Raw genomic sequence first — 14955 nt, forward strand, 5'->3', positions numbered from 1 at the left:
TGCTTAAATGCGGTGCGATGTCAATTAAGTTTCGTACTGTATATCACAAAAATAACTGAGCACCTCCATACACTAATGAGCGCAACTGAATGGAGGTTTTTCAGCTATTTTTAGGGCATGAAATCCATTTGAGTAACGATTAGATTAATCCAATACAACGACTCTGCCAGTAATCACACCATTTTCGTCTCTGTGAAATAGCAGCGCCTCGTAGATATCGTCCCCCCCGCTGATGGGGAGTCGTCTATCCGAAAAACCAATTTGCCCCTCCTCGAACAAGTCGTGGAGAGACATCGTTAGACTCCGATCGCCATAAGTATAAATGATATTTCCCGAAGCGTCATAGGTCACTTCTTTTATGGATGCGGAAAGGGTCTCACCGATCGTCTCGCCGTTACGTATTTTGGCCCGTAAATCGTTAATCCAATTTACCCATTCTTCATCCTCTGCATCACTGGAGTCTTCATTACTTCTCGAATCTTGTGAAGACGATGGATTCAACAGTGCCTCCAAATAAGCTTCTGCCTTGGCATGGTCGGCCTTTGCTGCGTCGAGAGGGAGATCAAACAGCAACGAGGCGCCGGGATAGTCTTCTCTAGCTCGGATTTCCCCCGTCTTTTCGTCAAATATAAACGCCTCGTTTCTATAAAACGTTGTGCCGCTGCTGATCGCCAAATACACCCCTCTGTCTGCAAACATTTCCACCTGGTCGCATTCAATGATTCTGTACAAGACACCATCTATAACGATCTCATTGTATCCGCCGTTCATCGTGACAATGTTAACTTGCCATGGCTTCTGGCCTTTGATCAACGGCGAAATGAAGAACGGATCCTTGCCATATTCAGGATCATCGGTATTCGGCATCGGCTTGCCATCCTGTCTGGTTATAGATACAACTGCATATGCCCTGTCAGGATATATGTCCTCCGAAGAATGGCTAAATTCACTAAGACCTGCTCCCGAAACGAGACCATGCAGCGTAAAACGGTAGTCTCCAGAAACCATTGATTGATTGATCTGAATAGCATCTTTACTTTCAAACGCATCCGCTAACAGCTGATCTCCCAAATGCTCAGCGACCTGCTTGGGGCTGAATAGCTGAGTCGCCGCATAAGCTGATATGGACAGTACTAGCAACAATACAGCGGCTAATAGTCCTGCGGATAATCTTTTCCTATATGTAGGCTTCATCTGACTACGCTCCTTTAATTGATGTATTATACTCTGATTCAAATTTTCTTCGGGCTCTGCTGCGGAAGCCAAAGATTGTTTGAGCAATCGTTCCCAATCCGCGTCCTTCATGGGGAATCAACCTCCAATACTTTTCTCATTGTCTTGCGGGCTTTATGCAGCCTGCTCTTCACTGTTCCCGGTGGAATTCTCAGCGCCGAAGCAATCTCCTCAACGGTCATATCAGCTGTATAATACATGTAAAGGGGAAGCTTCAGCTTGTCGTCCAGCAGGTGAGCAGCGTCTTGAATCATGGTGCGAAGTTCAAGCGACAGCACTGCGTCTTCTGGCGTTGCTTCGCTTGCGAACGAACCGGACTTGTTTGCCTCTTCGTCAAGTTCAGCTGTGGGGGCAATTCTTTGTCTCCAAGCAAGCTTACGACGATGATTTTTGTGCAGCCTAATTGCAATCGATATGAGAAAAGCTTTGGGATTTCGGGACGCGTCCATCTTGAGTCGCAGTTCCACGGCTTTAAGAAAAGTTTCCTGATACAAATCGTCCGTATTCTCTTTGTTCCCCGTCAGCTTATAGCAAAAACCGTAAATCGACTTGCCATGCTGCTTTACAAGCTCGATCAACTCATCAATATCCAAATCATTTCTCCTTCCTGAATGGCCATTCATCTATATATTGTCATAACCGAGGAATTGGTTCATCTGTTTGACGCAAATCATGAGGGAAAGATCGCTTTGGAAACAACAACAGGTAGGCATAACAGGTGAGTCATAACAGGCTTTGCAAAAAGAAAAAAAAAACGCCCGGAAATTCGGGCGCAGCATACCATCCACTATTTTTCAAAAAGGTAACGCCCAAGCGGACAACCAGCAGGTGTTTGTTTCCTGACCGAATGGGATAGTGATGACAATAAACATTTGAGCTTCTTTTAAAGCGCTAATCCATTTCGGCTGAACCGTGTACCGCAATGATATCCAATACGAATTTCCCGCTCTCGGCTTCAATCTGAACACTATGCCGCCCTTGCGTAAGGCCGCCCACGGTATGGACTACGGCTGATGCTCTTGCTTCCGGTGCATATAAATTTGCGTGTCCCGACAACTCACCATCCACATATACTTTTATCGTTCCGAATTCAGGAGCGGTTGGCGCATAAATATCAAATCCATCACCAATCACATTCCACTTGGCCTTGCACCTGCCTTGACCAACAAGCCCCTTATTCGATCGATACAGCTCAGATGCCGTAACTTCCCAATCGCCGATCCTTTGCCCCGCACCGAGCAAGGCATCAAAACCGTTGTAAAACAATTCATAACGCCCCGCATGGCCCGTTACTTCGAACTTGCTGCAGTTCAGGTTGGACCATTCATGAGCAATAAGAGCCAGCGGCTTCGCGGCGGAAACCGCAATTTCTGCTTCTGCCACTTGGATGCCGCCAAGGAAAGCAATCACATTGCTTCCTTCCCTTCGCAGCTCAATCGAAGTGACCGGTTTGTCATAAGATCCAGCTGCATGAACAAATTCTACACCGTTAAAATCGACGGTAATAAGCTTAAAGCTTCCCTCGTCGCTAAGGCGCAGCGCTGAATAAGAGGAGATCGACTGCTGATGCGGCACTGCATCGCTTTTACTTTCGTTTGGACCTAGAATGCCACCGTAGTCAAAAGCAAAATCGACGGTTCCTTCCAATACAACATCCGCTTTCAGCGAAAAATGGACATATCCGGCAAGCACGGGCGATATTGCTTTCCCTTTATGCGCAGATAAGGTAAAACCATCGCTAAAGGGCTGCTCCCATGGGCGTGAAGCAACAAACAGCGTACCGTGATCATCCTCATTCTTGGATGGGTACATGACATTGAAAATACCGTTATGGACGAATCCATGGAAAGTCTGCCCCCATATGCCGTATTTTTCATCCAGCCTCGGACGGCTGTGCCAGGCATTCCCATCGAAGAGCAGGCTCCAAGCTTCTGGCTCGTGGGCTTCTTCAAGGCTGGCTGAGAAGACCGCCTGGTAATTTCTTGATGCGGCAACGGATGTGGCAGGAGCGTATACCGTATCCCCGACAGCGAAGCATGGATAGAACTCGACAGGCGCCGGATAATACTCAGGCCGGTCGACTGACATCACGATGACCGGTCTCGACCAGGGACCTTCTGGTGACGGGGCCGTCATACAAGCAAGCCCCCAGGAGAAATATTCGCTGGAATCGCACAAGGCGAGTGTTATCCAGTCGTTTTTACGCTTTAACAAAGTGGAGGCGTATATCCGTTTGAATCTGCCCATGTCGCCGGCTAATTCAACATTGCTAATGTGTGGAGCCGGGAGCCTAGTAAAGGGGCCGGCCGGAGTTTTGGCCCATGCGAGCGCAGCGCCGGAATCCGCGCCTGTCCCTAACGGATTAAACGCATTCGACCAATCTGAGTTGTTCGTGCACCAATCATAAGCCATCCAATAAGTATCCGATTGCTCATCATAAGTCACAACAGCATCAGGAACAATATCAGAAGCCACGTCATGATGGTCAAAAGCAAATCCTTTCTCGAATACCGGTCCAAGGCACTCCCAGTTCACACCTTCATCGGCAGATTTATACACGATACAATGTGCAGAGAATTCCTCAATCAACTTATACCCATAAGGATAGAGGCCAGCATAGTAGTACCACCCCCCATCCTTGGGATCCCGGAATAACGACCCGTTCACAGCCCATTCATAAGGCTTCTCCGACCGGTGCACACACTCGCCTACCCGCTCGAACGAATCAAAGGAAGGATCTCCAAGTACCGGGTGTCTTAGCCAAGCATTCATCCATCTCTTCTGCGCATAATCCATATTTCACATTCCTCTCTATAGTAATAACCCTTCTATTGCTCATTAGCCTAAGTTTTTATCACACCGCCATTATACTCCGCCACCACCGCAGTGTCCTCAGACAATCTTATCGTATGTCACCGATGATCTTATCTTTTTATCACCTCAGGCTTCCACCAAAAATGTTTTAATAAAACATAAAAAAACCCGGTACTGATTTTATCATCAGCCGGGTGGTTTCTAAGCTAAAGGTACTTTTGTCGCATTACCAAGGGGATCACTTTGTAATCCTAAATTGAACAATCTTAGTCAAACTGTCCTTATGTTCTTCGCTCCAACAGCAAATCCGTAAGCAATTCCAGCTGCGCCTCAATGGAGACCGGATCAGCATAGGAAAACATCTCCTTATTCAACTCAAAAATCCGATCATGGACGACAGCCGGCAACTGGTTCCACTCCACGCTCCTCGAGACGAGCTCAACGCCCTCACCTTCATTGATCACAAATAAAAAATCAGCGGCAGCCGCATACTCCGGAAGCAGCCGGATCGGCAGTCTTTGTTCGACCTGAGCCCCGCTCTCGATGATTTGCTGCACCTTACGCGGAGCTTTGAACTGAAATCCCCGATAAATAGCCCAGCCGCTGCGTCCATAATTATCGCCAAAAACTGAAAACATGCTGCCATTTCCTTCAATACGGATAATAGCTGCCGTCTTGCTCTCATTTGCGATGCCGGCTGAGGCAATTTTGGCTCGGGACAAAGCTGCTTTCTTCTCATAGCGGACAATAAACTGTTCTGCAGCCCTGGGATTATTGATCAACTCGCCCACCAATCGCGTGTCCTCGTAGATGCTTCGATTCCCGTCATACGGAATTAGAACGGATGGAGCAATTTTCGACAATTGGTCGTATTCAGCCAGGTTGTTGCTGTTCATAAGAATCAAGTCGGGCTCCAGCCCGGCAATCATCCCCAAGGAAGGTGTGGCACCAACATCCACGATATCCGCTTCTATTTCCTTCAAAAATGTGCTTCCTCCCCACCAGGTTAAATTGGCACCCACAGGCTTTACGCCCATAGCTGTCAAAATTCCGCTGTAATAAAGTGCAACGACCCGAAGCTCGCGTCGGCGCTTGCTTACGAAATGCTTAGGGGAAAGACCAACCACTTGCTTAAACCGGCGGCTAAAATAGTACACATCCTGAAAACCGGCATTGCGGGCGATTGTATTCAAATGATCGTTAGACACGAGCAATTGCTTCTTCGCTTGATTGATGCGCAGCTGGGTGACATAATCCAGCGGGCTTTGACCTGTCAGTTCCTTGAACAAATACGTATATTGCCTTGTCCCGATTTTCGCCCGCTCTGCCAGATTTTTAATATTCACAGTCTTTGAAAGATCAGCATGCATTTCGTCAATTGTTTGACTTACCGCACTGCGGGGATCGCTTTCAGCTTGAATTAAATTTCTCTCACACAAATAATACAACAGCTCCTGCAGACGAATATGCTGCTTGAATGACTCCAGCCCTTCACCTTGAGACTCGTATTTATGCAATTCCCCCAGCATCGTGGACCATTGTCCGAATGGCTGAATATTTAATTTACCTGCAAGTGGGAACAGCTCTGGCGGAGCAAGCTCTTGGGCAGATTCGCATTCACTAACTTCTACCCGTTTCATCCGAAAAGTCAAGCGATACAGTCCAAGCTCTTCAGCTCCAGCGTTTTCCGTTTCAAGCATTGTGGCTGGTGGAATCAGGAAGCATCCCCCTTTTGTCAGCCGGGAACGTTTCCCGTCGATCAGGCCAGTGCCTGTTCCTTGCATGATGCCAATCAGCGTATAGTCTTGAACAAGCAGCTTTTCCGTTCTGGAACCAGCCGGGTAACGCTTATATTCAACTTCCAAAAGCGTGAACAAGCACGTTCGGAACGGCAAGCTTACACCAGTCATTTGCAAGATCAGCCCCTTCTTGTAAATAAATGAGAATCGTTATCAAATTATCGTTGTTTTCATTTTATCTCATAGAAGAGGCTAGTTTCAACTATTATTAGAAAATGGCTCCTACTAGTAAATCGCCTTGCGACGTCCTTTGAGGTGCGTGTTCTTGATGTAGGAGCGTTGCGGAGGGAATGGCTATGGGCTCCAGCCGCTGTTAAAGATTTGTTCCCTTCCATGGAATGGATGAGGGGGTTGGAATAAATCTTTAAAGGCAGGCACAGGCGCCGGAGACGAAGAGCCCGCTCAGCTGAGAGGAGCTGATGCTTTAACGATGTTTTTCATCGCTAAAACCACCATTTCCTCTCCTCAACCATGCTTTAATGATGAAAAACATCGTTAAAATTCCTTTTTACCACCCAAAGAGGCCATCCGCTCTGCTTTAACGATGAAAAACATCATTAACGCACCTGATTGACCTGGAACACTTGCTTTAACGATGAAAAACATCGTCTTAAATGGAGCACACACTCATTGCGGAGAAGGACGTACTGCTACTAGACTGCTACTCTCGTTCTTCCGCCCACATACCTTCCTCTCAGCCTCAAATTGACGAACATGCCACGCTCATCTCAAACCTGCGAAGGGACTGGGCAAGGTTGTTCAGATCATAGCGGAGCCAATCCCAAGTAGCTTACGGACATGAGATGCGCTATTTGTGTCAATTAAGGTCCTTTTGGGATCGCTACGGACATCAGATCCCTTATTCGCCTTAGCTGGTGGGTTTGGTGCTTCTTCTGATCGAAATAACGGATCTCATGTCCGTAAGCATCCTTAAATAGGGGGATTTGCCACAAATAACGGCTCTCATGTCCGCAACGACTAAATTTCCCACCTATGCCCCTCACTTTTCCTTTACTCTCCCATTACTCTTCCACTATCTTCCATTACTCTTCTATCACTCTTCCATTACTTTTCCATTACTCTTCACATTACTTTCCCACCATTTTGCTCCCCAACCTCCGGCTTCTAACAAGACTTGTTCCAGTATGTGCATCAAAAAAACCGCCAGTATCGGCGGTTTCCAGAGTTACTCCAGAGTTATTACTCCAACATTATTCCAGTACTGCTCACCCTCACTTATTTGTGGGATAGCAGCATTTCTGTAATTAAATCAAGCTGTGCTTCAATCGAGATCGGGTCGAAATAAAAATATTGCTTTCCGTCCAGCTCCATAACCTTCTTATTTTTGACCGCTGGAATCGTCTTCCATACCGCACTGCCGGATACAAGATCCGTACCTTCACCTTCGTTTGAGACCAGAATGTAGTCGGCATCGGCTACATATTCCGGAAGCAGCTCCAACGATAATTTTTGGACGATCTGGGTTCCGCTGCTCTCAAGCTCCTTCTCGATTTTCTCTGGCATCTTGAGGTTAAGCCCCCGATAAACAGACCATCCGCCTCGGCCATAATTATATCCGAATATCGAAAACTCGCTTCCCTTTCCCTCAATTCGAATAATGGCCACCTTGGCATTCTCATCGATGGTGCCGGCAATTTTGGCGTGGGCTGCGGCGGCCTTTTCCTCGAAGCTCGCCATTAATTGCTCCGCCGCTTGCGGCTTTCCTATCAATTCCCCGACCAGCTTTGCATCATCATAGGTGCTCCGGTTCGCATCATAAGGGATCAGCACCGATGGGGCGATTTTGGCAAACTGCTCATAGTCCTCAGCATTATTGCTGTTCATAATAATCAAATCCGGCTCCAGCTTCGCCACCGCTTCCAATGACGGAGGGCCGCCAACATCAACGATCCCATCCGCCTCCATGTCCTTCAAAAACGGGCTTCCGCCCCACCAGGTTAAATTGGCTCCGACAGGCTTTATATCAAAAGCGAGCAGAATATGATGATAATATAGAGCGACGATCCGCTTAGGCTCGGCTGGAATTTCAACATCCCCATTGACCGTACTCACGACCCGGGTCGCTGCCTTAGTGCCATCATCTGTAGCTGCGGGGGCATCTGTTGCACTGTTCGTGTCCGTTTTATCTGCGCTCGTCACGGTTGGTGTACCGGTTGTGCCATTATTGCCCGACTCATCCTTTGATCGATCCCCGCAAGCGCTGGCCATAGTCAGGATTAGCAGCAGTGCGATCCCCAAAAATACATATTTTTTTCTCTGAGCTTGCATCTTAAAACCCTCCATTTTGATAATGATTATCATTTGTACCCAATTATACGAGAGTTGATCCCCATGAACAATAGATGATTCCGATTAAAATAGCGCATTTCTGCCAAAACATTGTTGTTTCATACCAAAATCACCCCCATGCTTCATGCACAAATCTATGGATTTGTTTTGCTGAATGATAGTTAAACTGGAGATATTTGAAGTCATTTTCCATAAATAGTATAATAATCCCAGCTAGTCTATCGAATTTTCATAGGGAGAGTGTAGTTTTGGCAATAATGGGAGAAAAGAAAAATGGGGCAAGTACAAAAGTTATCATCGTTTTAGCCGTATTGATTGTATTGATTGCATGTTCACATGGAGGTTGTACGAAAACAAAGCGAAGCCAAATGACAGTATAGTTCATGCACCACATGAGAACAAGCCTCTGGAGCCAGTAGAAACCGTGTCGAAAATCAATAGCGAATACGATGTCATCGTAGCCGGAACGGACCCTGAGGGCATAGCAGCAGCGGTATCTGCAGCCCGCAACGGGTTGAAAACACTGCTCGTTGACGGTAATAATCGGGAAATTCTAGGCGGACTTTTCACTGTAGGCTGGTTGAATAGCCTCGACATGAACCTCGATAAAAATGACAAATCATCAAATAAGGGCAAGCCACTGAATAAGGGTATTTTCACCGAATGGTTTGCTCAAGTCGAAGGCGACTCATTTGATATCCATACAGCGGCGAACGCATTCAAGCGTCTTGTGGATGGGGAGAAAAATATTGACCTGCTGCTGAAAGTAAAATCGATGGAACCGATACTCCAGGAAGGCGGCGACAGTGCGGGCAGCAAGACGATAACCGGGCTGAAGCTGGTATTGGAGGATGGGACTGTTCAGGAAGTGAAGGCCAAATCAATAATTGACGCTACGCAGGATGCTGATATTGCCGCTGCTGCGGGGGTCCCTTACACGCTTGGTCGCGAAGATATCGGAAATAAGGATTCACGTATGGCCGTGACGCTCGTTTTTCGTCTTAGTAATGTGACAGACGATGTATGGAAGAACATCCGGAAGGCGATTAAAATAGAGGACAATGGGAAAAATGAGCACGGCTCCAATGAACAGAGCGCTTGGGGATACAATAAGTTGCAGACGTATCAACCGGTCAACGAAAAAAGGACGAAGATGCGGGGGCTCAACATCGGCAGACTGAACGATGACTCAGTATTGATCAACGCGCTGCAAATTTTCGGCATCGATGGTTCCGATCCGGCCTCCCGGGAAGAAGGCATCCGCATCGGCAAGGAAGAGCTGCCGCATGTTGTTGACTATATAAAAGCCAACTTCCCCGAGCTTGCCGGCGTTGAGCTTGATGGTACAGCTCCAGAGCTGTACATCCGTGAAACGCGCCATATCCAAGGCGAATACAGGCTAAGCATGATTGATGTGCTGGAAAATCGGGACCAATGGGATCGCATTGCTTTCGGCTCCTATGCGGTAGACATTCAGCGCACTAAACCCGATGAATGGGGAGATATCATTACAGGACCGATTCAGTATGCCGTGCCTTTGCGCAGTATTGTGCCGCTCAAAGTGGACGGACTGCTCGTAGTCGGCCGTGCGGCGAGCTTCGATACGCTGCCGCATGGCAGCGCACGCACCGTGCCAGTAGGCATGGCGACAGCCGAAGCGGCTGGGGCCGCGGCCAAATTGTCGCAGACCGAAGGCATAACGTTCAGACAGCTTTCTGCTTCCAAGGAAGCGGTCGCCAAGCTGCAGAATATGCTGAACGAGCAAGGAATGGATATTAAGCCCTTTACCATCGAACCGATAGCAATATCGAAGCACAAGCACTACACCGGGCTTAAGGTAGCCCTATTGATGGGATTAGCCAAAGGCGGATACACGAACAAGAATTTCAATCTGGAAGGCGAAAGCAATCCGCAGGCAATGGTCTACTTGATCGGCGGCGCCAAGACAGCGCTTGGCCAACCGGCCGCTATGCCAGGTGATCCATCTGCAGCGGTTGCCGCAATCCCTGAAGCTGAGCGGTCTAAGCAAAAGCTGACGCTGGAGCAAGCCAGCCTGACTATAGCGACCGCATTAGGTATGAAGGTGTCACCAGCGGAGGCGCAGTCAGCACTTGTGAGCGGTGGATTTCTGAGCGAGGCGACAGTGAACGGGATTGATGATCCAACTGCACTGAAGATTGGCGAAACACATATGATGCTGAAAGACCTTGCCCAAACATTTGGAGCTGCGGCTGATCCGTATATTAGCCGTTAGCGCACTGAATGCAGACTTCTTTTCACGGATAAATCCGTTCTGTTTGATGCTCCTGAACCAGGGGACTTCGATAGGACGGATTTATTTGTTTCCATGCACACTTTCCCAAATTAGCTTGAAATAAATGGTCCAGGCTGTAAAATAGGAATATGAAAAAGAATCAAAAAGGATTGTATGAAGCTTCTCAGGGGGAATACATTCATGGACATCAACACGTTAACCAGTTACCTTTTATCAAAAAAAGGATCCTCGGATCAATATCCATTCGGTGATGATGTCTTAGTCATCAAAGTAGCCTCAAAAATGTTTGCTCTACTTTCCGAACGAAACAATCAGCCGAATATCAGCTTGAAATGTGATCCTTTTATAGCCGAAAACTTAAGACAGCAGCACGCGTCCATTACTCCCGGTTACCACTTAAACAAAAGTCATTGGAATACAATAATCCTCGATGGCTCTGTTTCAGAGATTGAACTATTCAGAATGATTGATCATTCTTACGAACTGGTTTTTAACAAATTAAAAAAGTCGGAGAAAGATGCCATTAGGGAGCAAGAAAGCACAGATAGTCGTTGAACATGCAGGCGAGAATACTTGCACCTCTTGCTCCTCAAAGCCGGGATACACCGAATTCGAAGCTTAAACCAAACAGCGATCCCATATTCGTTTCATATTTCCGCCAAATACAGCTTCCTTCTCCTCCATGGTTAAATCCGCGTAGGCCAGCCAGCCGAACTGGGGACGCGGGTCTCTCATGGGAGAATCGGTGCCGAACAGCACTTTATGAGCGCCGACTTCCTTCACCAGGTATTCAATGGATCCCAAGGTAACGGAGGTGTAGGTCAGCTGCAAGGTGACGTTGTCATACTTACGTGCAACTGCGGCGTATAACTCGGCAATTTCAAAGGTGCGTGCCGCATGATCCATAAATAGGTTAACTTCCGGGTATCGCTGCGCCAGCTCTTCAATTTGTGCCGTATAGGCAGCATCGCTTTGCCCGGCCGGATCGACCAGAGCATAAAGCCTTCTCTCATTCCCGAGCCGCCACCACGGGGTATAAACCGGATCTGTATAAGGAATATGCGACAAAAAGTAGTAGGGCTTCATCCCCTTGAATCCTTTGTCTACATGCCATTTGCGGGCCTCTCTTTCGACATCGGCAACATAATTGGGGTCAATGACCACATAGGCCTCCACTTCATCCGGATACTTCAAGACCGCCTGCTCGGCCACTGCATTGCCGGCCTCCGAATCACCGCCATTAATGCCTACCCACGGCGCAATCGACATTTTGCGGATCCCAAGCTTGCGGTACATGGCTATCATCGGATCTATAGTGCCCTGCAGCATAGGAAACCCGCTTCCTGTCCCGCCTCCCTCTTCAATAAGATGAGTATGCGAATCATACACAGGGATAGATAAGGGAAGCCCTCGGGATGCTTCCAGCACCACCGCATCCTGCTCAGGCAGTTCGGCTTCGGGAGGTGTCACGCCAAGCAGTCTGCACAAGTTGCCGCCGGCAATAAGCTGCTTCGCTTCATTTGGAATCTGGGCATAATCGATCAGCGATCTGGCTGCGCCCGGGCTTTTGAACGGCATGCCGCTGCCAAACAACAAGCGCTCCGCCCCGTAACGTTCATACATCATCTCAATTATGGCATTACTCTGTAAAGCCGAGAACTCCACGCACAATGTATCATATGCATCCATTATTGGAAATAAACGCCTTTCCTGACTCCAGCTTGCACCTTGCAAAAGCAAGGTCAGAGCCGGATGATGAGTCAGTATATCTGCAAGCTGATCGAAGGAAATTTCCGACGCATCCACAAGAAGCGGAATCCGCTGGCGCTCCAGCTCGGCGAGCAATGGCCCGATTGTTCGCTGGCCCGGATCATAGTAATGGGCTTTGGGAAACAGCTTCACAGCATGAATGCCTTCAGCTCTCATATTGGCAGCAAGCTGCTCTGGCGAAATAAAGTCTCCCAAGTGATCCGGCATCGCCCCCCAGCATCCATACAGCCTTGGACTTTTGGCCAGTTCATCAGCCAGCACGCTATTTCCGTACATGGGGGAATGTGCCTTCGCCATTCCGTGATATACCAAAGCTCCGGCGATTCCACACTGATCCATAACCGATAAGATCTGTTCCGTCTTCCAGGGCTGCAAACGGTGCTTGTAGGCGATCTTCCCCACACTGGCGTTGCAATCGAAAAACTGCAGCGGTAATTGAATATTTGTCATTTCTCTTCCTATCCTCCCACATTGATTTTGCTTTCCATCTTCAGGCCTGAATCACCCATTTTTGCGAAACTCACCGGGTGAGATCCCGCAATATTTCTTGAAAGTGCTTACAAAGGTAGTGTTGTTCATATAACCAACCTTTTCCCCAACTTCTGCGATAGGCATATTAGAATTTTTCAAGATCTTTTTGGCATGGGAAATTCTGACCTTATTCAGATAGTCCACATAATTCACCTGAAACGTCTTTTTAAAGTAATTAGAAAAATACTTGGGCGTTGTATGAAAAATGTCAGCCATATGATCCTGATATAAATTATCCATATAATGGGCTTCTATATATTGCGAAATAAAGCCCGGATTCAGTTTACTCTTGGAGGCTTTGACCGCCGCTTCTGCCACAGCATCCACTACATGCACAAGAGCCTGCCGAATCTCCTGATGATGAAGCGCTTCTTCAATCTCCCGGCTAAATGCCAGCTCCAGTGATCCTAAGTCCGGCTTTTTGTTCCCATCTCCATCCACATGCTGAATCAATTGATAAAATATACATTTGGCAATATGAATCAATTGAAGGAAATTGATACCCAGGCGTACATTCTCCAGCATGATATCATCGATAATGCGAATCGTCTCTTCCACATTGCCGCTGATCAGGCAGTTGGACATCCTGTCAATGTCATCAAGCGGGAAGAACACCTTGCCCGAAAAACGAATATGTTCAAAATCAATGACAGGCTGCTCTTGATTAACATTTCTGTACAGCAAGCTATCCATCACATTCTGATAAGCTAACCGGTAATTCGGGATGCTTGGCACATACAGCTGGCTAATCGCAGCTAGCATGGTATATTGCTGCAGCACATCCTGCTCAGCCCCCTTGATAAAACTTTCGATGTCCTGCTCAATTTTTCGTTTTTCAGCTTTTGTGGAAACTGGAACCATCACCAGAAAATCCAGATTCTTGGCATGCAGGACCGCGATGTTATCGAGCTTCTGGTTTAAATCCCGCTGTAGAAACTGCAGAAGTCCTTCTATTCGCAGCGAAGTATGGGATTGACTCTTGTTACGAGGAAGCATGCGAATACACACCATTACAAATAACGGGCCATGCCAGAATTCATACCGGTATTGTTCTAGCATACGCTCGGCTGCTTCAGCATCTGAATGATGATCCAACGCATCAATCCATACCCTCTTGCGCATGTCCAACTGGATATCCCTTATACTGCTTCTGTACGTCTCGTTCTCCGCTTGAATCATTCGAATACCGCTATGAATGGAACCATAGCCAGCAGCCTTATCCTGATTCCCGCCAAATAATCTGTACAGCTTTTGAACAGGCCTGAACAAATAAATGCTAAGCCCCATCGACAAGATAACAGCAAGGACTATCGCCAGCAGCATAATTAAATGATTAATCCGGGTAATCGATTCGATGTTCTGGAAGTGAAAGGGAAATTTGCTGATATAATAAAAACCATTATACTCAGACTGATACAAATTGTATTCGTCCCCTCTGTTCTTCAGCGTGGTTTGTTCTCCCTGATTCAGCCCGAATCCCTTCAAGGTTTGGACAAGATCCCACTCCGCTTCCGTACTCATCACAACTTTTCGATTCTGATCCAAAATAATCAATGAAGCATCCTGAGCCATTGTCTTCAATACATGCTGCAGCAGCAGCTCTGAATTCACAAAGAACATGACGTTTTTATTGGACATATTGTTATTGCCTAGTATGACCAGCAGCTTTTTGAGTTCCTGCCTGTAGGGATTTGTCTGTTTGACATACACCCCCTCTGGAAAAACCTGGAGTGAATGCCTGGTTGCCGCATAAGCCCGCCAGTAGTCAACTGTATATAAATCATGCTTGTAATTTTGTTTGAACAGCTCCTGCAAACTAATCGTACCGCTTGAAGTGACAGCCAGATCATGACCTTGAAAGAAAACCACCACCTCTTCCAGATACTCCAAGGATGCTGATGAAACCAGCATGTTGATCTGCTTCTGCATCATATAGGCACTGACCATATCCGTCCTCTGCCCATCAAATGCATCCAAGGTTTCATAGGGCAGCATATGGATGGAATAAATCAGATTATTCAGGTCCCTGAAGCTGTCATCGAATCTTTGGATCGCGCTCTCCACAACCAGATTATTATTATCGCTGACTTGATCATAAATCTCTTCGACTGAGTTTCTAAATACGATATAGTTCGATGCAAACATCACGGCTATCACAAGAAGCAGGGCAAAAAAAATCTTCCAAGCCCCCAGGTTGGCCAGCATTCTGATTATTCGCACCAA

Annotated in this window: 9 protein-coding genes; 2 read left to right on the forward strand and 7 right to left on the reverse strand. The window is 47.3% G+C overall.

Annotation, left to right across the window (positions count from 1 at the left end):
* Positions 1-144: 144 nt before the first annotated feature.
* From J2Z66_RS35540 to J2Z66_RS35560, 5 genes are all read right to left on the reverse strand, one after another.
* On the reverse strand, positions 145-1305 hold the full coding sequence (locus J2Z66_RS35540) for a hypothetical protein (protein ID WP_209977555.1): 1161 nt from the start codon (positions 1303-1305) through the stop codon (positions 145-147).
* A complete protein-coding gene (locus tag J2Z66_RS35545) occupies positions 1302-1826 on the reverse strand; it encodes an RNA polymerase sigma factor (RefSeq protein WP_209977557.1) in 525 nt (174 codons plus the stop codon). The genes J2Z66_RS35540 and J2Z66_RS35545 overlap by 4 nt, the downstream gene beginning before the upstream one ends.
* A 298-nt stretch (positions 1827-2124) precedes the next feature.
* The gene (locus tag J2Z66_RS35550; RefSeq protein ID WP_209977559.1) at positions 2125-4029 is read right to left on the reverse strand and encodes a glycoside hydrolase family protein; all 1905 of its coding nucleotides are present in this window, start codon (positions 4027-4029) and stop codon (positions 2125-2127) included.
* Between the two features lie 299 nt (positions 4030-4328).
* Positions 4329-5957: a helix-turn-helix domain-containing protein gene (locus tag J2Z66_RS35555; protein ID WP_245376096.1), complete on the reverse strand. Its 1629-nt coding sequence runs from the start codon at positions 5955-5957 to the stop codon at positions 4329-4331.
* A 1125-nt stretch (positions 5958-7082) separates the two neighbouring features.
* Positions 7083-8135, reverse strand: coding sequence for an ABC transporter substrate-binding protein (locus tag J2Z66_RS35560; protein WP_209977563.1), 1053 nt, complete (start codon positions 8133-8135; stop codon positions 7083-7085).
* 364 nt (positions 8136-8499) lie between these two features.
* On the opposite strand from J2Z66_RS35560, the gene J2Z66_RS35565 reads away from it, so the two are divergent.
* Positions 8500-10410, forward strand: coding sequence for an FAD-dependent oxidoreductase (locus tag J2Z66_RS35565; protein WP_245376094.1), 1911 nt, complete (start codon positions 8500-8502; stop codon positions 10408-10410).
* Positions 10411-10611: 201 nt separating this feature from the next.
* A complete protein-coding gene (locus tag J2Z66_RS35570) occupies positions 10612-10986 on the forward strand; it encodes an MmcQ/YjbR family DNA-binding protein (RefSeq protein WP_209977566.1) in 375 nt (124 codons plus the stop codon).
* 63 nt (positions 10987-11049) lie between these two features.
* Here the strand turns inward: J2Z66_RS35570 and J2Z66_RS35575 are convergent, their stop codons facing one another.
* A complete protein-coding gene (locus J2Z66_RS35575; protein ID WP_209977568.1) occupies positions 11050-12651 on the reverse strand; it encodes an amidohydrolase family protein in 1602 nt (533 codons plus the stop codon).
* A 51-nt stretch (positions 12652-12702) separates the two neighbouring features.
* A complete protein-coding gene (locus J2Z66_RS43920) occupies positions 12703-14952 on the reverse strand; it encodes a helix-turn-helix transcriptional regulator (RefSeq protein WP_209977570.1) in 2250 nt (749 codons plus the stop codon).
* Positions 14953-14955: the final 3 nt, after the last annotated feature.

Source organism: Paenibacillus eucommiae (assembly GCF_017874215.1).
In the GTDB taxonomy this organism is placed as follows: domain Bacteria; phylum Bacillota; class Bacilli; order Paenibacillales; family NBRC-103111; genus Paenibacillus_AI; species Paenibacillus_AI eucommiae.